Source organism: Microbacterium keratanolyticum, assembly GCF_016907255.1.
In the GTDB taxonomy this organism is placed as follows: domain Bacteria; phylum Actinomycetota; class Actinomycetes; order Actinomycetales; family Microbacteriaceae; genus Microbacterium; species Microbacterium keratanolyticum.
Window position 1 is genome coordinate 2,484,468 of the sequence record NZ_JAFBBQ010000001.1, and the last position, 18,768, is coordinate 2,503,235.

Genomic DNA, 18,768 nt, shown 5'->3' on the forward strand with positions numbered 1-18,768 from the left:
GATGGGTGCTCAGAGCGATCGACCGCTCTTCGAGCAGGTCGCCGCCTCCGTGCGTGCCGCGATCGCCGCAGGGCGCGTACGGCCCGGCGACAGGCTGCCACCGGCCCGCGAGATCGCCGCTGGCCTGGGCGTCAACCTGCATACGGTGCTGCACGCCTTTCAAGAACTGCGAGACGAAGGACTGATCGAGGTCCGTCGCGGGAGAGGGGCGATCGTGACGGCTGCGGCCGCCTCACTCGCCGACCTGCATGCCGACGTTGAGGCCCTCGTCGCACGCGCCCGACGCCTCGGAATCACGCCCGACACCCTGGCCGCATTGATCAAGGAGACATCCGCATGACACACGACCAGCGCCGCGCCCGCACCGCAGCCCTCTGGGTGGGGGTGATCGTGCCGTTGGCGATCCTTGCGCTCGCCGCCGTCGTGGTTCTCGTGTGGCTCCCGGAGGTGCCCAACCCTTCGGCGATCCACTGGGGCACCGACGGCGCGGACGGCTTCGGTCCACCCTGGATGAACCTCGGACCCCTGCTCATCGGCGCCGCACTCGTCATCAGCTTCGCGGTCATGGGTCGTTTCGCCGGGCGGCTTCCGCAGCATCAGGAAGGACCGGCGACGCTGTTGCCCCGTTCCCAGGACCCGTCGTTCACGGCGCGATTCCTCGCCGCGACGAGCTTGGGCCTTGCCAGCATGATGGGCCTGCTGACCCTCGTGATCGTCGGTTCCCAGCGCGGGCTCGAGGACGCGCAGGACGCGCCGGACATCGGCGTGGCGGTTCTGATCGCCTTCGCGGTGCTGGTGGGCGTCACCGCCCTCGGCTGGTTCCTGCAGCCCGCAAGTCCGAAGCCGCAACTGCGCAGCGGTCCCAGTGCGGCGCCGCTTCCCCTGGCGGACGGCGCCAGCGCCGCCTGGTTCGGATCCGCCACGCTGTCGCGAAGCGGAATCATCACCCTCGGCGTACTCCTTTTCATCACTCTCGCCCTCGGCGTCGGCCTCGTCGCCGTCGATGCCGTGGCGGGGTGGATCCTGGTCGCCACGGCAGTCGTGCTGATCCTCCTGATGCTCGCGACCTCCGTCTTCCACGTCCGCGCCGACAGTGCGGGGCTTCACGTTCGCGGTGCCCTCGGCTGGCCTCGCTACGAGATCCCCGCCGCTGAGATCGCCTCGGTGCGAGCGGTCGCCGTGAACCCATTCGGCGAATTCGGCGGATGGGGAATCCGCTGGGGCGTTGACGGACGCTTCGGCGTCGTCCTGCGCACCGGCGAAGGAATCGAAGTGACCTGCAAGAACGGAAAGATCATGGTCGTCACGGTCGATGACGCCACCACCTGCGCGGCCGTGCTCAGCACCGCCGCATCCGCTCGAAAGGACGACGCATGACCGATTCCCCCGCTCACTCTCTTCGGACGGTCCCGTGGGGTGCGGTCGCGCTCTTCGTCGTGACCGCCTGCGCGCTCGCCTGGCTCGTCGCACTGCCCCTCTGGCTGGGCGAGGGCCTGGCGGCACCCATCGCACCGCTGCTGCTGCCTCTCATGATGTGGACCCCTGCGGTCGCGACTCTGATCGTGATGCTCGCGCTCCGCGTTCCCGCGAAGGGGGAGCGGGTGCGGTTCCTGGGGCTGTGGCCCCTGCGCCCCGCCAAGCGCGTGGTCTGGCTCATCGTCGTCGGATGGCTTGCACCTGTCGTGCTGATCGTGCTCATCGTGGCGGTGTCCGCACTGTTCGGGCTGGCGCAGCCGGACTTCACCTTCTCGGCGTACGCTGCGCTCCTCGAATCTGCGACACCGGCGCGCACCCCACTCCCGCCCGTTGAAGCGCTGGTCGTCGCACAGCTGGCCATGGTTCCCCTCGGCGCCCTCATCAACAGCGTTGCCGCCTTCGGAGAGGAGATCGGGTGGCGCGGCTGGCTGCTGCCTGCGCTCCGTCCCCTCGGCACCTGGCCGGCGCTCGTTCTGAGCGGCGCGATCTGGGGGCTGTGGCATGCGCCGATCATCCTGCTCGGCTACAACTTCGGCCGTACCGACATCACGGGAGTGCTGTTCATGATGGGCGGCTGTGTCGCCTGGGGCGTCTTCTTCGGATGGCTGCGCCTGCGTTCGGGATCGGTCTGGCCCGCGGTCGTCGGGCACGGTGCGCTCAACGCCGCGGCCGGACTCATCCTGCTGCTGCAGCCCATCGGAACCCCGTTCGATCTGGCGATCGTCGGGCCGCTGGGCGTTGTCAGCTGGGGCGTCCTCGCCGTCGTCGCGCTCGTCCTCGCACTCACCGGTCAGTTCCGCACGCAGCCCGAGCTCGCTCTGTGTCGCGAGCGCGTGGTGGCGCCGCCTGCCGTGGAGACACCGGCGCCGTGATGCGCCTTTGGCCCCTTGACGGCGATGCGCCCAGCGAGTTGGCTGAGGAGCATGGCGCAACCGACACCGCAGAACTGGGCAGCGGCCGACGAACTGCTCGCTGACCTCCTCGTAGGGCACGACCCGGCGCTGGAGGCGACGCTCGCGGCGCAGCATGCCGCGGGGCTCCCGGCGATCGAGGTCGCTCCCGTCTCGGGCAAGCTCCTGAACCTGCTCGCGCGCCTCGGTGGCGCACGTCGAGTCCTGGAGATCGGAACCCTGGGTGGCTACTCCACGATCTGGCTCGCCCGCGCCGTCGGCGAGGCCGGACGTGTGGTCACGATCGAGGCGGAGGCGCAGAACGCCGCCGTGGCGCGCGCGAACATCGATGCCGCGGGGGTGGGAGAGCGGGTCGACATCCGCATCGGCCGCGGTGCCGAGGTCCTGCCGACCCTCGTGCCGGGCTTCGATCTGATCTTCATCGACGCCGACAAGGAGTCGAACACGCTCTACCTCGACTGGGCCGCGAAACTCGGCCATCCGGGGGCGCTGATCGTCCTCGACAACATTGGTCGCGACGGCGAGATCCTCCACGCCGACAGCACGGACTCCAAAGTGCAGGGCACTCTCGCAGGCCTGCGGATGCTGGGGGAGGACCCGCGATTCGACGCCACAGCCCTGCAGACCGTCGGCCTGAAAGGCTGGGACGGCGTCGCACTCGCCCTGCTCGCCTGAGGGCGTCCGCGCACACGGCTAGACTGACCACGGATCGACGTCGCTCCACCACACCCTTCCCCCTGAGCAAGGAGCACATACGTGGCACAGATCGAGGCTGTAGGCGCTCGCGAGATTCTCGACTCGCGCGGTAACCCGACCGTCGAGGTGGAGGTGCTTCTCGATGACGGCATCGTGCAGCGCGCCGCCGTTCCCTCCGGTGCGTCCACCGGCGCGTTCGAGGCATACGAACTTCGCGACGGCGACAAGAGCCGTTACGGCGGCAAGGGTGTCCTGAAGGCCGTCGAGGCCGTCATCGACGAGCTCGGCCCGGCGATCGAGGGCATGGAAGCCAGCGAGCAGCGCGTCATCGACGAGATCCTCATCGAGGTCGACGGCACCAGCAACAAGGGCCGCGTCGGCGCCAACGCGATCCTCGGCGTGAGCCTCGCCGTCGCCAAGGCGGCCGCAGACTCCTCCGACCTCCCGCTCTTCCGCTACCTCGGCGGTCCGAACGCGCACCTGCTGCCCGTTCCGCTGTTCAACGTCATCAACGGCGGCGAGCACGCCGACAACGGCATCGACATGCAGGAGTTCTTCCTCGCTCCGATCGGCGCCGACACCTATGCAGAGTCGCTCCGCTGGGGCGTGGAGACGTACCACGTGCTCCGCAGCGAGCTGAAGGCCGCCGGCTACGCCACGGGCCTCGGCGACGAGGGTGGCTTCGCCCCCGACCTGCCCAGCAACCGCGAAGGCCTCGAGTTCCTCATCAAGGCGATCGAGAAGGCCGGCTTCACCCCGGGCAAGGACATCGCGCTCGGCCTCGACGTCGCTGCGACCGAGTTCTTCAAGGACGGCGTCTACCGCCTCGACAACAAGGACTGGACCGGCCCCGAGCTGATCGAGTACTACGTCGGTCTCGTCAACGACTTCCCGATCGTCACGATCGAGGACGCACTCGCTGAGGACGACTGGGACAACTGGAGCCTCCTCACCGACGCCCTCGGCAAGAAGGTGCAGCTCGTCGGCGACGACCTGTTCGTCACCAACCCGCAGCGCCTCGCTGACGGCATCAAGCGCGGCGTCGCGAACTCGCTGCTCGTCAAGGTCAACCAGATCGGCACGCTCACCGAGACGTTCGACGCCGTCAGCCTCGCGCAGCGCTCGGGCTACACGGCGATGCTCTCGCACCGTTCGGGTGAGACCGAAGACACGATGATCGCCGACCTCGCCGTCGCCACCAACGCGGGTCAGATCAAGACGGGTGCGCCTGCTCGCAGCGAGCGCGTCGCGAAGTACAATCAGCTTCTGCGCATCGAAGAAGAGCTGGGCGACGCGGCGGTCTTCGCCGGCGCTTCGGCCTTCCCGCGTTTCTCCGCCTGAGGCGAGAAGAACGCGCGAACGCACTGAGTACTGAACGGAGGGGGAGCCATGTCACGACGACCGGCTCCCCCTTCGTCGTCTCCGCGTACGACGGGCCGCACAGCGGACAGGTCTCGTCCTGAGACCGGAACGATCGACGTCCGCGGCTGGGTCAGTGGCATCCGCCTGTCGACCTTCATGGTCATCATGCTCTCGCTGGTCGTCCTCGGCGCCTGGGTGCTGGTGCCCACCCTCGGCACGTACATCGAGCAGCGGCAGAAGATCGCCGCACTGGAGCAGGCCGTCCACGTCAGTGAAGAGCGCATCGCCGAGCTCAAGGCCGAACGCGATCGCTGGAACGACCCGGCGTACATCACGACGCAGGCGCGCGAGCGCCTCTACTACGTCAAGCCCGGCGAGATCGTCTACCTCGTCGACAACGACCTCGACCCCGATGCGCTGCCTCGAGAGCAGGAGCCGGTGAGCGGCGAACTGAAAGAGCGTGAGGCCGATTGGATGCCGCAGATCCTCCGCACGCTCGCCGCATCGGGCCTCGCGCAGACCGCTACCGGGCCCGAGACCGAGGCACCCGCTCCATGATGGGCCGCACGGCGGACGCTTTCTGAGTCATCTCTGAGAATCGTTCCGCGCCCCTCCCGTACCCTGGAGGGGTGACCACGCCTCCCTTCGCCCCGCCCACCGCCCAGGAGATCGCCGTCGTCTCGGCGCAGCTGGGACGAGAGGCCCGCGGCGTGGTGGGAATCGCCGCGCGCTGCGTCTGCGGCAACCCGACGGTCGTCGCGACGACGCCGCGGCTTCCGGACGGCACACCGTTCCCCACCTTCTACTACCTGACCCACCCGGCCGCGACGGCCGCGATGTCGACGCTCGAGGCGACCCAGGTCATGCCTGAGCTCGCCGCGCTGCTGGAGGACGACGAAGAGATCGCCGCCGCCTACCGGCGTGCGCACGAGGCTTTCCTCGCCGATCGTGCGCCCTTCGGCGAGGTCCCCGAGATCGCCGGTGTCTCTTCCGGGGGCATGCCCACGCGGGTCAAGTGCCTGCATGCGCTCGCAGGCCACGCTCTCGCGGCAGGACCCGGTGTCAACCCCATCGGCGATGAGGCGCTGCGCCGCTCACGCTGGAGCCCCGAGCGCTGCGAATGCGTCACACCAGGCGCGGCCCTTGCGGGCGCAGAGACCACGACCACGGGCTGAGCCGGCCGCACTGCCGCAGCGCGCATCGAAGAGCGAGGGGGAGGCATGAGAGCACGACGACTGCACACGCGGTTCTTCGCCGCGCTCGGCGTGCTCACCGTCTCGTTCACGCTGTTCGCCGCGACACCCAGCCCCGCACCGACGATCCCGGACAAGCCGAGCGACCCGACCCGTGCGCAGGAGTACTGGCTCGACGGCGCGCGCATCCGCGAGGCATGGAAGACGACCCGCGGTGCGGGAGTGACGATCGCGGTCATCGACACGGGGATCGCCCGGGGCCCGGCGGCTTTCGCAGGTGCGGTCACGGACGGGACGGATGTCTCGGGCAACGGCTCCGCGGACGGTCGGACGCCACTCGGGCCGATCGACAGCGACCATGGGTCGCGGGTGGCGTCTCTCGCTGCCGGCCGCGGTGCGCCGGATGGCACCGGCATGATCGGTGTCGCTCCGGAGGCCAATCTGCTCTCGATCTCGCTCGGCTTCGGTGCCTCCGCCACCGTGCCCTTCACCACGCAGGTGGCCGAGGCGATCATCTGGGCGGTCGACAACGGCGCCGATGTGATCAACCTCTCGTTCACGATGAACACGCTCGGCTGGGATCCCAGTTGGGACAAGGCGTTCCTGCATGCGTTCGAGAACGACGTGGTCGTCGTTGTCGCCGCCGGGAACCGCGGGAGCGGCACGACTGTGGTCGGCGCGCCCGCCACGATCCCGGGTGTGCTCACCGTGGGCGGCGTCGACCAGCACGGCACCGCGAGCCAGTCGGCGTCGACACAGGGAATCACGATCGCCGTCTCTGCGCCCAGCGAAGGACTGCTGGGCGTGACGGCGGCGGGCACCGTCGAACGCTGGAACGGAACCAGTGGTGCCGCCCCGATCGTGTCGGGCATCGTCGCACTCGTGCGTGCCGCGCACCCCGATATGGACGCCGCGAACGTCATAAACCGCGTTATCTCGACGGCGCGGCCCGCTCCTGCGGCGACCAGCGTGCCTGACCCGCTGTACGGATTCGGTCTCGTCGACGCGGCCGCGGCGGTCAGCGCCGAGGTGCCGACGGTCGAGGAGAATCCGCTGGGAAGTCTCGCTGAATGGGTGCATCTGCACCGTCGGGCCCCCTCGGAACCGGTTCCCGTGCCGACGTCTGCCCCCGTCGCTCTGCCGCCTGTTCCGCAGGCGGACCAGCCGACGAAAGCCGACAGCCCCCTCATTCCCACCCTTGAGACATTGACATATGGCACACTTCCGCTCTTGGCACTCACCGCGGCTGGTATTCTTATAGCGCTTGGCGTCACTGCAGCTGCCCGGCGCATCCGATTGGCGCGCGATCGACGCACGTCTGCCCAATGACGACGAGGAGTTGTCCCCCTGTGCCCAAGATTCTGATTGTCGGTGGCGGCTACGCGGGCTTCTACACGGCTTGGAAGCTCGAGAAGCACCTTCGCAAGGGTGAAGCGGAAGTCACGATGGTTGACCCGCTCCCGTACATGACGTACCAGCCCTTCCTGCCCGAGGTGGCCGCGGGGTCTATCGAGGCTCGCCACGCGGTCGTCGCACACCGTCGTCACCTCAAGCGCACCAACGTCATTACGGCGAAGGTCACCGGCATCGATCACGCCAACAAGGTGGCGACGATCACGCCCGAGCTCGGCGAGCCGTACGAGTTCGCGTACGACCAGATCGTCGTGACCGCCGGTGCTGTTTCCCGCACCTTCCCGATCCCGGGCATCGCAGACAACGCGATCGGTCTCAAGACGATCGAAGAGGCCGTCGCCGTGCGTGACCGTCTCATGTCGAACTTCGACCGCGCAGCGTCCCTGCCGGCCGGCCCCGAGCGCGACCGCCTGCTGACGGTCGTCGTCGTCGGTGGCGGTTTCGCGGGCATCGAGGCGTTCGCCGAGCTGCGCTCGCTCGCTTCGGCACTCGTGTCGAAGTACCCGCAGCTGAGCTTCGATGACACGCACTTCCACCTCATCGAGGCGATGGGGCGCATCATGCCCGAGGTGTCGCTGCCGACGAGCGAGTGGGTTCTCAAGGACCTCGCGAAGCGCGGCGCATTCGTGCACCTCGACACGCAGGTCACGGGAGCGGTCGACGGCAACGTCGAGCTCTCGACCGGCGAGGTCATCCCCACCGATCTCATCGTGTGGACCGCCGGTGTCATGGCGAACCCGACGGTCGTCCGCGGTGGCGACCTTCCCGTGGAAGAGCGTGGTCGCATCGCGACGCGCGCCGACCTGCGTGTCGGTACCGCTGAGGCTCCCGTCGAGGGTGCCTGGGCCGCGGGTGACATCTCGGCTGTTCCCGACCTCACCGGTGGCGGTGTCGGCGGCTACTGCGTTCCGAACGCTCAGCACGCGGTGCGCCAGGCCAAGCTCCTGGCGAAGAACCTCGTCGCCGTCCTTCGCGGTGAGGAGCCCAAGGAGTACTTCCACAAGAACCTCGGTGCTGTCGCAGGCCTCGGTCTCTACAACGGCGTCTTCCAGTCCGGCAAGATCGCGCTCAAGGGCTTCGTCGCCTGGATCGCACACCGCGGCTACCACGGCCTGGCGATGCCGTCGTGGGAGCGCAAGTTCCGCGTGCTGTGGGGCTGGTGGAACAACCTGTGGCTCGGCCGCGACCTCGTGAACCTGCAGACCGTGCAGAACCCGCGTTACGTCTTCGAGGAGTTCGCTGCGCGCCCGCGTCCGGCCGTCACCACCGAGACCGTGAAGACGGTCGAGGCGAAGCCGGTCGAGAAGGCTGCCGCTCCGGTCGCCGACAAGGCGACGAAGAAGCCGGCCGCCAAGGCCGCTGCGGCCAAGCCCGCGACGGCCAAGACCGCCGCTGCGAAGCCCGCGACCGCGAAGGCTCCGGCTGCGAAGAAGCCTGCGGCCAAGAAGGTCGCTGCGAAGTAGCATCCGCTGATGCTGTGAAGGGCTCGCACTCCTCGGAGTGCGAGCCCTTCATCGTCACAGTGCCCCCACTGGGACTCGAACCCAGACTGAAGCGATTTTAAGTCGCCTGCCTCTGCCATTGGGCTATGGGGGCGCACCGGCTAGCCTATCGAGCGATCCGACGGCATCAGGCCGTAGGGTGGGGGAGTGCTCGACCTCACCGCCGACCAGAGCCACACCGATCACGGCCGCTCCGGTGCCCCACGTCCTGACCGACATGCCTGGGATGATCCTGCCCGCTGGTGGCCTCGTCTCACAGCCGCCACGGGGCATCTGCCCGCGCCCGTGGCCGTCATCGATCTCGATGCCCTGCGCTTCAACGCCATGGACATGGTCGTGCGCTCGGGCGGGCTGCCACTGCGGGTGGCGACGAAGTCCGTGCGCGTGCGCAGCGTGATCGACGCGGTGTTGCGCGTTCCCGGATACCAGGGACTGCTCTGCTTCACGCTGGACGAGGCGCTCTGGCTGTCGGAGTGGCACGACGACATCGTGCTCGGATACCCGACGGCCGATCGCGCGGGTCTCGCCCGACTCATGGCGGATGAGCAGGCGGCGAGCCGGATCACGCTGATGATCGACAGCCTGGAGCAGCTGGATTTCATCGACGAGATCGTTCCCCCGCAGCAACGACCGCGATTGCGCGTTGCGATCGACGCGGATGCGTCATGGCGTTCCGCCGCACTCGGTCACATCGGCGTCTACCGCTCGCCTCTGCATTCGGTTGCGGACGTGGCGGCCTTCGCGCGAAAGCTCACCGAGCGTGAGGGCTTCCAACTCGTGGGCGTCCAGATGTACGAGGCGCAGATCGCCGGTCAGGGCGACCAGACCGGAGCATCCGATGCGCTCATCCGTTTCGTGCAGTCGCGCTCGAAAGAGGAACTGCGCGAGCGTCGTGCCGGGATCGTGCAGGCGCTGACCGCGCTCGTGCCGCTGGAGTTCATCAACGGCGGGGGCACCGGCTCGCTCGAGTACACCGGCGCCGACGAGGTGCTGACCGAGGCGAGCGCGGGCAGTGGGCTCCTCGCCGGTCACCTCTTCGACGGATATCGTTCGTTCCAGCCGGCCCCAGCGACGGCGTTCGCCTTCGACGTCGTGCGCCGACCGGCATCCGACATCGCGACCGTGCTGGGAGGCGGTTGGATCGCGTCCGGACCGGCCGAGACATCGCGTCAGCCGAGGCCCGTGTGGCCAGCAGGGCTGCGCACGATGCCGCGGGAAGCGGCCGGAGAGGTGCAGACACCGCTGCAGGGAGCATCGGCGGCGGACCTGAGGGTGGGAGATCGCACCTGGTGGCGGCACGCCAAGAGCGGGGAACCCGCCGAGCGGATCACGCACTACCACCTGATCGACGGTTCGGAGATCGTCGATGAGCTGTTGACGTATCGCGGTGAGGGAAAGGCGTTTCTATGACGCAGATCGGCGGAACCTGGCAGAACTGGGGCCGCTCGGCGTCGGTGCGCCCGCAGCGGGTGGAGCGTCCCCGGAGCCCCGAGGGCGTCCAGCGTGCCGTGGTGGCCGCAGCCGCGCAGGGCCTGCGGATCAAAGCGGTCGGCGCAGGGCACAGCTTCACCGGGATCGCGGTCGCGCCCGACGTGCTGCTGGAACTCGATGAACTGCAGGGGCTGTCGCGGGTTGATGAGCAACGCGGACGGGTCACCCTCCTAGCCGGAACGCGTCTGCATCGCATCCCCGCGCTGCTCGCCCCGTACGGTCTGGCCATGGAGAACCTCGGCGACATCGACCGGCAGTCGATCGCCGGGGCGATCTCGACCGGCACGCACGGCACCGGGGCCGGGTTCGGTGGCATCTCGACGCAGGTCGTCGGGGCGACGCTCATCACGGCGGCGGGCGACTTTCTCACGATCGACGAGACCCAGAACGCCGAACTGCTGCCGGCGGTGGCGCTCGGGCTCGGAGCGCTCGGGATCCTGGTCGACGTCACACTGCAGTGCGTCCCCGCGTTCGTCATGCATGCGATCGATCAGCCGGCGCCGCTCGACGACGTGCTCGCAACGCTGAATGATCGTGTGGCGGCATCTGATCATTTCGAGTTCTACTGGTTCCCGCACACCGAGGTCGCCCTGACCAAGCGTCAGGACCGGCTCCCGGAATCGACTGTTCGCGCACCGCTCCCGGTCGTCGGCAAGTGGGTGGATGAGACGTTGCTGTCCAACGGAATCTACCGCGCGGTCTGCGCAGCAGGGGTGGTGGTCCCCGCCATCACGCCTGCGTTCAGCCGCCTTGCCGTGAAGCTCACAGGAGACCGCGAGTACACCGACCATTCGCATCGGGTTTTCACACAGCACCGGAACGTCCGGTTCCGCGAGATGGAGTACGCGCTGCCGGTGGAGAACGTGGTCCCCGCGTTTCGAGCGGTGCAGGCCCTCATCCGGAAGCACGGATGGCGGATCGAGTTCCCGATCGAAGTTCGCTTCGCGAAGAGCGATGACATCTGGCTGTCGACGGCCCACGGCCGCGAGAGCGCATACATCGCTGTGCACCGCTACTGGCGGCACGATCCCCGGGCGTACTTCGATGCCGTCGAGCAGGTCATGCTCGAGCACGGCGGACGTCCGCACTGGGGCAAGCTGCATTCGATCGGCGCATCTGAACTTCGCGGGCGCTATCCGCGCTTTGATGATTTCGTCGCGCTGCGGGACCGGATGGATCCGGAGCGCCGCTTTGGAAACCGCTACCTCACTCGTGTCCTGGGTGAGTAGCGGGCGGACACTGCAACTTCGCAGACGCCATGCAGGGTGTCCGCATAGGATGAAGCAACTGAGGTGAAAGGGGGGTCGCCCCACATGGAGGCGCTCATTCCGGTAGTCGTCGTCGTCGGCGTTTTGGTAGTTTTGGTCGCCGCACTCGGGATCTACCTGTGGTCGACGTACAACGCACTCGTCCAGCTCAACGTGCGCGTTGACGAAGCATGGAGCGGCATCACGGTGCAGCTGAAGCGCCGTGCCGACCTCATCCCCAACCTCATCGACACCGTCAAGGGCTACGCGGCTCACGAGAAGGCCGTGTTCGAGAACGTCACCCGTGCGCGGGCAGAGACGCTCAACGCAGCAGGTCCCGCAGAGGCGGGCGTTGCTGAGGGGCACCTTCAGCAGGCGATGCGCAGCCTCTTCGCCGTCGCCGAAGCCTACCCGCAGCTCCAGGCGAGCCAGAACTTCCTGCAGTTGCAGCACGCGCTCGTCGACACCGAAGACAAGATCCAGGCTTCGCGTCGGTTCTACAACGGCGGCGTGCGCGAGCTCAACACCAAGATCAAGGTGTTCCCGAACAACCTGTTCGCACGACGCCTCGGCTTCACCGAGCGCGAGTTCTTCGAGGTCGCCGATGCGGCGGCGATCGCAGAGCCGCCTCGCGTGCAGTTCTGAGCGAGATCTTCACTTCACGCGCCCCGTGGCTTCGGCCGCGGGGCGCGTTGCTGTCTCAGGAAGGGCGCGCTCGGCACGCGGATGCTCGTGCCGAGCGAAGGATCCGAGATGCGCGGTGTGGCCGTCCAGCATGCGGGCGAGATCGTCTGCAGCGTCGCCCCACCGCGACACCGACACATGCTCCAGCTGCTGCCAGCGTGCGGCGGTGAGCAGCTCGGTGGCGATCGCGGGCGCGTCCGTGGCGGGTTTCGCGCTCGGCTCCCACCACGCAGACTGCACCTGCAGCGTCGAGGTCGCGCGATCCGCCTTCAGGTCGACGCGGGCGACGATGCGGTCGCCGACGAGAACCGGAAGCGAGTAGTAGCCGTAGCGTCGCAGATGTGCGGGAACGTAGATCTCGATGCGGTAGTCGAGTCCGTAGAGCCGCAGCGCTCGCTCTCGGAACCACACGACGGGGTCGAACGGAGAGAGCACGCTCGCTGCATCGATGCGCCGGGGGAGGGCCGCGTCTCTGTGGCGCCAGGCGGGGAGTGGGCGTCCGCCCTTCTCCCACCCGCGAACGACGGTCGGAATGAGCGTTCCCTCGTCGGTGAGGTCGCGCAGCGCCTGCTGTACCAGCGGACGGTCTTTGATGCGGTAGTAGTCGGCGAGGTCGCTCTGCGTAGCCACCCCCAGGGAGCGCGCGGCACGCTGAACGAGCTCGCGGATCGCGTCAGCGCGGGGCACGGGTGGAGTCTGCGCCGCAGACGGGATCACATCCGCCGCGAGCGCGTAGCGACGTTCGAAACCCTGTCGTCCAGCGATCGCCACCTCGCCGATGCGCCAGAGGTGCTCGAGCGCGTGCTTGACCTCATCCCAGTCCCACCAGGGGCCGCGGTTCTTCGGGGCGTCACCGCGAATGTCGACCGGCCGCGAGGGGCCGCGCGCAGCCAGTTCGTCGCGCACCCACGCGAGCGTGCGTGCGTTGTCGCCTTCGAGCCAGGCGTGGCCGTAGCGCCGCCGATAGTCCTGCATGCGGAAGTCCCAGAGCGCCCAGTCTGCAACGGGAACGAACGTCGCCTCGTGTGCGAGGTACTCGACGTAACGCCCTCCGCCGGACAGGAACGTGCGGTCGAGCAGCGACGGATCGTATGCGCCCAGACGGGCATAGAGCGGCATGTAGTGTGCGCGTGCGAAGACGTTGACCGAGTCGATCTGCAGGACACCGAGCCGGTGCATCGCGGTGTGCAGGTGTCGCACCTGAGGTGCGGGGGGACGGCGGCGGGAGAACCCTTGGGCGCCCAGAGTCATGCGCCGCGCCTCTGCGGCTGAGAGAGAATCCGTCACGTCGTCAGCGTATCGAGTACCTCGGACACCGCTCCGCCGACGACGGATGAAATGTCGCCCTCCTCGCGCCCTAAACTGAGGTGATGACAGAAGAGAATCGTCCTCGCGTGCGTGATCTCTTCCGCATGCGCACCGTCTCCGGCGAAGTCGAGCAGTCGCTTCCTTCAGGGCTTCGCATCGCCACGGCCTACGCCTGGCGGCTCCTGATCATCGCCGCCGCGATCGGCGTCGTCATCTGGCTGGTGATCCAGCTCAAGTATCTGGTGATTCCGCTCCTGATCGGCCTGCTCATCGCCGCACTGCTGTGGCCCGCATTCGAGGCGCTGCAACGTCGACGCGTACCCAAGTGGCTTGCGATCGTGATCGTGGTGGTGGGAACCATCGCCATCGTCGCCGGACTCCTCTGGCTCGTGATCTGGCAGATCGTGCAGCAGGCGGACGACGTGCGCACGCGCACCGTGCAGGCGCTGGATGAGTTCCAGAACTTCCTTGTCACGGGCCCGCTTCAGCTGTCCGCAGAAGAGATCCAGGGCTACATCGAGCAGGGGCTGGCGCTTCTCCAAGAACAGGCGCAGCTGTTGTGGAGCGGGGCCCTTGCGATCGGGTCCACCTTCGGACACGTCGTCACCGGCGGCCTGCTGGCTCTGTTCATTCTGCTCTGCATCCTCGCGGATGGTGCCGGAATCTGGCGGTGGACGGTACGTCTCTTCCCCCGCGACGCGCGCCCCGCGATCGACTCCGCAGCACGCAACGGCTGGCGCACCGTCGTGAACTACGCACGCACCCAGATGCTCGTCGCCACGATCGATGCGGTCGGCATCGGACTCGGCGCGTTCCTTCTCGGAGTCCCGCTGGCGATCCCCGTCGCCGTCCTCGTCTTCCTCGGCTCCTTCGTGCCCATCGTCGGTGCCGTGCTCACCGGAACGCTCGCCGTGTTCCTCGCACTCGTCTACAACGGACCATGGATCGCCCTGTGGATGCTGGTCGTCGTCCTCGGCGTGCAGCAGCTCGAGGGCCACGTCCTGCAGCCCATCCTCATGGGCTCGGCCGTGAAGGTGCACCCACTCGCCGTCGTCCTCGTCGTCGCCGGCGGTGCGATGATCGCCGGTATTCCCGGCGCGCTGTTCGCCGTGCCTCTCGCCGCGTTCGTGAATGTCGTCGCCGTCACCCTCAGCAGTGGCGCCTGGCGTACCGGAGCCCCACCGCCTGGGGACCTCATCTGGAGCACCGTGCCGCGCACGAGAAAGGACGCTCGTTGACCACTGTCACCCCTGCCACCGAAACCCAGACTCCGGATGCGTTCATGATTCCCACGCTCGCCGAGATCGAAGAGGCAGCGAAAGGCCTCGCTCCAGTCATCTCGCACACCCCGGTGCTGCCCTCGCACACCCTGAGCGATCTGCTCGGGTCGCCCGTGCTTCTCAAGATGGAGAATCTGCAGCGCACGGGCTCCTTCAAGGTGCGTGGGGCGACGCACCGGCTCTCGCGTCTGACGCCGGAGGAGCGCGCACGCGGAGTTGTCGCAGCATCCGCCGGCAACCATGCGCAGGGTGTCGCTCTCGCGGCCCAGATGCTCGGAATCCCTGCAACGATCTTCATGCCGCTCGGGGTCCCCGTGCCGAAGCTCCTCGCGACGCGCGGCTACGGCGCTGAGGTCGTCCTCGAGGGTGAGACCGTGACGACGTCGCTGCGTCTCGCCGACGAGTTCGCTGAACGCACCGGCGCCGTGCTGATTCACCCCTTCGATCATCGCGACGTGGTCGTCGGTCAGGCGACGCTCGGACTCGAACTGCTCGAAGACGCACCCGACGTCGACACGATCATCATGGGAATCGGTGGGGGAGGCCTCATCGCCGGCGTCGCGGCCGCTGCGAAGGCTGCTGCCGCTCGCGCCGGACGCACCGTGCGCATCATCGGCGTGCAGGCCGAGAATGCGGCAGCGATGCCGCCGTCGCTTGCCGCAGGCCATCCGGTTGACATCGTGACGCGCCCGACGATCGCCGACGGCATCCTCGTCGCCCGCCCGGGCGCGGTGCCGTTCGAGATCATTCAGGAGCTCGTCGACGAGGTCGTCACCGTGACCGACGACGATATCGCCCGCGCCATCCTCGTGCTCCTCGAACAGTCACGCGTCGTGGTGGAGCCGGCCGGCGCCGTGGGCGTCGCAGCGATCCTCGCGGGCAAGGTGAAAGACACGGGCACCACCCTGGCGGTGCTCTCCGGCGGAAACATCGATCCGCTGCTGCTGCAGCGTGTGGTCTCGCACGGGCTCGCGGCATCCGGTCGTTACCTGACGATCCGCATCCCGCTTCCCGACCGCCCGGGGCAGCTCTCCCGAGTGTCGGAGCTTGTCGCCGAGGCCGGCGCGAATGTGATGGAAGTCATGCACACGCGTCACGGACAGGGGCTGCAGATCAGCGAGGTCATTCTGCAGCTCAGTATCGAAACACGCGGCGCAGAGCACTCGGAGCTCACGCTCGAGACCCTGCGCCGCGCGGGATACAACCCGATCGTCGTACCCGACTGAGCGGGACCTGACGCGGGCTGGGTGCGGACTCAGCCCGCGTAGGTGTCGACCTTCAGCACCTCGACGGCGATCGAACGCCCGTTGGGTGCCTCGTAGGCGGTTTTGTCGCCGACCTTGAGTCCCATAATCGCGGTGCCGAGCGGGCTCGCCTCGCTGTAGACATCGAGATCGTCGCCGGCGGCGATCTCGCGGCTGCCGAGGAGGAATGTCTCTTCGCCACCGGCGACGATCGCCGTGACGACCGTTCCGGGCTCGACGATGCCGCGGCTCTCGGGAGCCTCGCCCACCTTCGCCGTCTTCAGCAGGTGCTCCAGCGTGCGGATGCGCGCCTCCTGCTTGCCCTGCTCGTCTTTCGCGGCATGATAGCCGCCGTTCTCCTTGAGGTCGCCCTCTTCACGGGCAGCCTCGATGCGCTTGGCGATCTCATCGCGACCGGTCGTCGAAAGCATCTCCAACTCGCTGGCGAGTCGGTCGTACGCTTCCTGCGTAAGGAAGGGAACCTGGGCGTCGTTGGACACGGCGCAACTCCTTCATTCGTGGCCCCGCCGTCAGATGCCGCGGGGATATGCCAAGACGCCCCGGAGTGTTCCGGGGCGTCGGGTTTCACGATGATCCTAAGCGACCCAGCAGGTGTTCACCAAACCCGTCGTCGCCTCGGCGACGGTGGGGATTCGCTCGGTGAAGGCGCGGGCGCGCGCCTCGGAGGGGGAGTACTCGACGATGCGCCAGCCGACGATGCCGAACTCCTCGTCGAGCGCCTCCAGGGCGCAGTAGACGGGGCGGTCGTGCGGAGCGACGATCTGGAAGTCGATCGTGACACTGTGCTCATCGGCGACGTGGAAACCGAGATCGGTGATGTCGACGGCGTCGATGGAGCTGCGCACCGTGATCCATCCGCCGATGACGACGGCGATCACGGCGAGAAGGCCGCCGATCACCCAGGGGAGGCGTCCTCGGCGGACGCGACCGTATCGCTCGTCGAGGTGCTGGCTGGTCGTCACGGACACTCGTTCCAATCGTTAGGCTGGTACTTCTAGGCTAAGTGCTTCGCGCACGGAAGGCGGACACATGATCGACGCGCTCGTGCGTGCAGTGACCTCGACCCCCACTCCGACGCCCACGGTCGATCCCGACCTGGTGACCCCGGGTCCGATCGGCTTCGCAGCGATCGTGATCGTGCTGATCGCGGTCATCCTCCTGATCGCCGACATGCAGCGCCGTATCCGCCGCGTGCGCTATCGCGAAGAGGTGCGCGCCGAACTGGATGCGGAAGAGGCGGCTGCGGCCGAAGGGGCTGAGCCGCCGGCGAAGCCTGCGGATCCCGAGGCGCCGGAGGCACCCGACTCCTCACGCTGAGCGCGAGCCGACGAGACGGCCGCTCAGCCGGGGAGTCCGAGCGACGGCGAGAGCGGCGCGAGAGCGATGAGCAGGCAGGCCGTCCAGTGGCAGAGGAAAGCCAGGACAGTGCACACGTGGAAGATCTCGTGGAACCCGAAGCGACCGGGCCACGGATTGGGCTTCTTGACGGCGTAGACGACGGCCCCCGCCGTGTAGAGCAGGCCACCCACACAGACCAGCACCATCATCGCCACATTCGCGAGGACGAGATCGACCATGTACATGACCGCAGCCCAGCCGAGCAGCAGGTACAGGGCGACATAGAGCCAGCGCGGGGCGTTGATCCAGAAGACGCGGAAGAGGATGCCGAGCAGGGCGCCTCCCCAGACCAGGAACAGCAGGAGTATGCCCTTCTCCGGAGGGAGTGCGAGCACCGCGATCGGCGTGTACGTGCCGGCGATCAGCAGCAGGATGTTCGCGTGGTCGATCCGCTTCAGGATGACCTTGACTTTCGGCCGCCAGTCGAAGCGGTGGTACAGGGCGGAGTTTCCGAAGAGGAGAAGCGACGAGGCCATGAACACGGCGGACGCCCACTTCGCCGGCGCCCCCTGGGCCAGGACGATCAGCACGATTCCCGCGGCGATCGCGGCTGGGAAGGTTCCGGCGTGGATCCACCCCCGCCATGTCGGTCTGATCTCGACGTGCGCATCGTCCGCTGCCTCATCGAGCAGCGGCAGCTGGGGAACGTCGGGGACCGGGGGATCGTGTCGTCGGGTCACCTTGCACACTCTATGTCGGCGCGCATGCCGCGCACGGTACATATCCAGGCATGCGCGCGGTAGCGTGGGAGCGTGAATGCGCGTGTGGATGAGGGGCGCGGGCCTCTCTACCGGCTGTACAGCCGACGGCTCCGTCGCCGACTCGATCCCGCGACGATGCCACGCCACGTGGCCATGATGATCGATGGCAACAGACGCTGGGCGCGCCAGCTGGGACTTGCCACACCCGCACACGGTCATCGTGCCGGTGCGGCGAAGATGCGAGAGTTCCTCGAGTGGTGCGACGATCTCGGCATCCCCGTCGTGTCGCTGTATCTGCTCTCCAGCGACAACGTCACCAAGCGCGACAGTCAGGAGATCGAAGATCTCATCGAGATCATCGCAGAGCTCGCTGACTCGTTGTCACATGCGCGCAATTGGCGGGTCAAGCACGTCGGACGCACCGACCTGCTGCCACCACCCCTCGCGCGCGTGCTCGCGGAGGCGGAGGAGCGCACTCGCGACAACACGGGGCTGCACGTGAACCTGGCCGTCGGATACGGCGGGCGTGCAGAGATCGTGGACGCGGTGCGCAGCATCATCGCGCAGCACGAGGCCTCCGGCGGCAGGCTGGAAGACCTTGCGGCCCACCTGACTCCCGAGATGATCGGCGAGCACCTCTACACGGGTGGGCAGCCCGATCCGGATCTCGTCATCCGCACGAGCGGCGAGCAGCGGCTGAGTGACTTCCTGCTCTGGCAGAGTGCACACAGCGAGTTCTACTTCGTGGAGGCGCTGGGGCCAGACCTGCGTGAGGTCGACTTCCTCCGGGCGATCCGCGACTATGCCGACCGTGACCGCCGTTTCGGACGCTAGATCTCCG

General features: G+C 67.8%; 20 protein-coding genes and 1 tRNA gene. 16 read left to right on the forward strand and 5 right to left on the reverse strand.

What is annotated here, in order from left to right:
- Nucleotide 1: 1 nt before the first annotated feature.
- From JOD62_RS11945 to JOD62_RS11985, 9 genes are all read left to right on the forward strand, one after another.
- A complete protein-coding gene (locus JOD62_RS11945; RefSeq protein ID WP_378787684.1) occupies nt 2-340 on the forward strand; it encodes a GntR family transcriptional regulator in 339 nt (112 codons plus the stop codon).
- A complete protein-coding gene (locus JOD62_RS11950; RefSeq protein ID WP_204939491.1) occupies nt 337-1,377 on the forward strand; it encodes a hypothetical protein in 1,041 nt (346 codons plus the stop codon). Before JOD62_RS11945 ends, JOD62_RS11950 begins: the two co-directional genes overlap by 4 nt.
- Nucleotides 1,374-2,348, forward strand: a complete 975-nt coding sequence (locus JOD62_RS11955) for a CPBP family intramembrane glutamic endopeptidase (protein WP_204939492.1) — start codon at nt 1,374-1,376, stop codon at nt 2,346-2,348. Before JOD62_RS11950 ends, JOD62_RS11955 begins: the two co-directional genes overlap by 4 nt.
- A 51-nt stretch (nt 2,349-2,399) precedes the next feature.
- Nucleotides 2,400-3,062, forward strand: coding sequence for an O-methyltransferase (locus tag JOD62_RS11960; RefSeq protein WP_204939493.1), 663 nt, complete (start codon nt 2,400-2,402; stop codon nt 3,060-3,062).
- An 81-nt stretch (nt 3,063-3,143) separates the two neighbouring features.
- Nucleotides 3,144-4,424, forward strand: a complete 1,281-nt coding sequence (eno, locus tag JOD62_RS11965) for a phosphopyruvate hydratase (protein WP_204939494.1) — start codon at nt 3,144-3,146, stop codon at nt 4,422-4,424.
- Between the two features lie 48 nt (nt 4,425-4,472).
- The gene (locus tag JOD62_RS11970) at nt 4,473-5,003 is read left to right on the forward strand and encodes an FtsB family cell division protein (RefSeq protein WP_204939495.1); all 531 of its coding nucleotides are present in this window, start codon (nt 4,473-4,475) and stop codon (nt 5,001-5,003) included.
- 71 nt (nt 5,004-5,074) lie between these two features.
- Nucleotides 5,075-5,620, forward strand: coding sequence for a DUF501 domain-containing protein (locus JOD62_RS11975; protein WP_204939496.1), 546 nt, complete (start codon nt 5,075-5,077; stop codon nt 5,618-5,620).
- Nucleotides 5,621-5,665: 45 nt separating this feature from the next.
- The gene (locus JOD62_RS11980) at nt 5,666-6,967 is read left to right on the forward strand and encodes a S8 family serine peptidase (RefSeq protein WP_204939497.1); all 1,302 of its coding nucleotides are present in this window, start codon (nt 5,666-5,668) and stop codon (nt 6,965-6,967) included.
- A gap of 20 nt (nt 6,968-6,987) precedes the next feature.
- Nucleotides 6,988-8,514 carry an NAD(P)/FAD-dependent oxidoreductase gene (locus JOD62_RS11985; RefSeq protein ID WP_204939498.1) on the forward strand — a complete coding sequence of 509 codons (1,527 nt, stop codon included), beginning with the start codon at nt 6,988-6,990 and terminating at the stop codon, nt 8,512-8,514.
- 60 nt (nt 8,515-8,574) lie between these two features.
- Here JOD62_RS11985 and JOD62_RS11990 read toward each other — a convergent pair.
- Nucleotides 8,575-8,647, reverse strand: a tRNA-Leu gene (locus tag JOD62_RS11990).
- 53 nt (nt 8,648-8,700) lie between these two features.
- Here JOD62_RS11990 and JOD62_RS11995 point away from each other — a divergent pair.
- From JOD62_RS11995 to JOD62_RS12005, 3 genes are all read left to right on the forward strand, one after another.
- Nucleotides 8,701-9,963 carry an alanine racemase gene (locus JOD62_RS11995; RefSeq protein ID WP_204939499.1) on the forward strand — a complete coding sequence of 421 codons (1,263 nt, stop codon included), beginning with the start codon at nt 8,701-8,703 and terminating at the stop codon, nt 9,961-9,963.
- A complete protein-coding gene (locus JOD62_RS12000; protein ID WP_204939500.1) occupies nt 9,960-11,273 on the forward strand; it encodes a D-arabinono-1,4-lactone oxidase in 1,314 nt (437 codons plus the stop codon). The genes JOD62_RS11995 and JOD62_RS12000 overlap by 4 nt, the downstream gene beginning before the upstream one ends.
- A gap of 84 nt (nt 11,274-11,357) precedes the next feature.
- Nucleotides 11,358-11,936: a LemA family protein gene (locus JOD62_RS12005; RefSeq protein WP_204939501.1), complete on the forward strand. Its 579-nt coding sequence runs from the start codon at nt 11,358-11,360 to the stop codon at nt 11,934-11,936.
- A 9-nt stretch (nt 11,937-11,945) separates the two neighbouring features.
- Here the strand turns inward: JOD62_RS12005 and JOD62_RS12010 are convergent, their stop codons facing one another.
- The gene (locus JOD62_RS12010) at nt 11,946-13,262 is read right to left on the reverse strand and encodes a winged helix-turn-helix domain-containing protein (protein ID WP_204939502.1); all 1,317 of its coding nucleotides are present in this window, start codon (nt 13,260-13,262) and stop codon (nt 11,946-11,948) included.
- A gap of 83 nt (nt 13,263-13,345) precedes the next feature.
- Between JOD62_RS12010 and JOD62_RS12015 the strand changes: the two genes are divergently transcribed.
- Both JOD62_RS12015 and ilvA read left to right on the forward strand, forming a co-directional pair.
- Nucleotides 13,346-14,521, forward strand: a complete 1,176-nt coding sequence (locus tag JOD62_RS12015) for an AI-2E family transporter (protein ID WP_204939503.1) — start codon at nt 13,346-13,348, stop codon at nt 14,519-14,521.
- A gap of 44 nt (nt 14,522-14,565) precedes the next feature.
- Nucleotides 14,566-15,789 (forward strand): threonine ammonia-lyase, encoded by a 1,224-nt coding sequence (gene ilvA, locus JOD62_RS12020; RefSeq protein WP_204940192.1) that lies wholly within the window; start codon nt 14,566-14,568, stop codon nt 15,787-15,789.
- Between the two features lie 29 nt (nt 15,790-15,818).
- Here ilvA and greA read toward each other — a convergent pair whose 3' ends face one another.
- Together greA and JOD62_RS12030 are read right to left on the reverse strand one after the other, a co-directional pair.
- Complete coding sequence (gene greA, locus JOD62_RS12025) at nt 15,819-16,307, reverse strand: transcription elongation factor GreA (RefSeq protein WP_204939504.1); 489 nt, start codon at nt 16,305-16,307, stop codon at nt 15,819-15,821.
- 96 nt (nt 16,308-16,403) lie between these two features.
- Nucleotides 16,404-16,790: a DUF4307 domain-containing protein gene (locus tag JOD62_RS12030; RefSeq protein ID WP_204939505.1), complete on the reverse strand. Its 387-nt coding sequence runs from the start codon at nt 16,788-16,790 to the stop codon at nt 16,404-16,406.
- A 67-nt stretch (nt 16,791-16,857) separates the two neighbouring features.
- On the opposite strand from JOD62_RS12030, the gene JOD62_RS12035 reads away from it, so the two are divergent.
- A complete protein-coding gene (locus JOD62_RS12035) occupies nt 16,858-17,145 on the forward strand; it encodes a hypothetical protein (RefSeq protein ID WP_204939506.1) in 288 nt (95 codons plus the stop codon).
- Between the two features lie 23 nt (nt 17,146-17,168).
- On the opposite strand, the gene trhA is transcribed toward JOD62_RS12035, so the two are convergent.
- On the reverse strand, nt 17,169-17,906 hold the full coding sequence (trhA, locus tag JOD62_RS12040; protein WP_271171529.1) for a PAQR family membrane homeostasis protein TrhA: 738 nt from the start codon (nt 17,904-17,906) through the stop codon (nt 17,169-17,171).
- A 72-nt stretch (nt 17,907-17,978) separates the two neighbouring features.
- On the opposite strand from trhA, the gene JOD62_RS12045 reads away from it, so the two are divergent.
- Nucleotides 17,979-18,761: an isoprenyl transferase gene (locus JOD62_RS12045; protein WP_204939508.1), complete on the forward strand. Its 783-nt coding sequence runs from the start codon at nt 17,979-17,981 to the stop codon at nt 18,759-18,761.
- Nucleotides 18,762-18,768 lie beyond the last annotated feature (7 nt).

Coding starts and splice junctions, on each gene's coding strand:
- JOD62_RS11945 (WP_378787684.1), top strand. CDS start 2: ATGGGTGCTCAGAGCGATCGACCGCTCTTCGAGCAGGTCGCCGCCTCC.
- JOD62_RS11960 (WP_204939493.1), top strand. CDS start 2,400: ATGGCGCAACCGACACCGCAGAACTGGGCAGCGGCCGACGAACTGCTC.
- JOD62_RS11950 (WP_204939491.1), top strand. CDS start 337: ATGACACACGACCAGCGCCGCGCCCGCACCGCAGCCCTCTGGGTGGGG.
- JOD62_RS11955 (WP_204939492.1), top strand. CDS start 1,374: ATGACCGATTCCCCCGCTCACTCTCTTCGGACGGTCCCGTGGGGTGCG.
- JOD62_RS11980 (WP_204939497.1), top strand. CDS start 5,666: ATGAGAGCACGACGACTGCACACGCGGTTCTTCGCCGCGCTCGGCGTG.
- JOD62_RS12000 (WP_204939500.1), top strand. CDS start 9,960: ATGACGCAGATCGGCGGAACCTGGCAGAACTGGGGCCGCTCGGCGTCG.
- JOD62_RS12015 (WP_204939503.1), top strand. CDS start 13,346: ATGACAGAAGAGAATCGTCCTCGCGTGCGTGATCTCTTCCGCATGCGC.
- JOD62_RS11970 (WP_204939495.1), top strand. CDS start 4,473: ATGTCACGACGACCGGCTCCCCCTTCGTCGTCTCCGCGTACGACGGGC.
- ilvA (WP_204940192.1), top strand. CDS start 14,566: ATGATTCCCACGCTCGCCGAGATCGAAGAGGCAGCGAAAGGCCTCGCT.
- JOD62_RS12035 (WP_204939506.1), top strand. CDS start 16,858: ATGATCGACGCGCTCGTGCGTGCAGTGACCTCGACCCCCACTCCGACG.
- JOD62_RS12005 (WP_204939501.1), top strand. CDS start 11,358: ATGGAGGCGCTCATTCCGGTAGTCGTCGTCGTCGGCGTTTTGGTAGTT.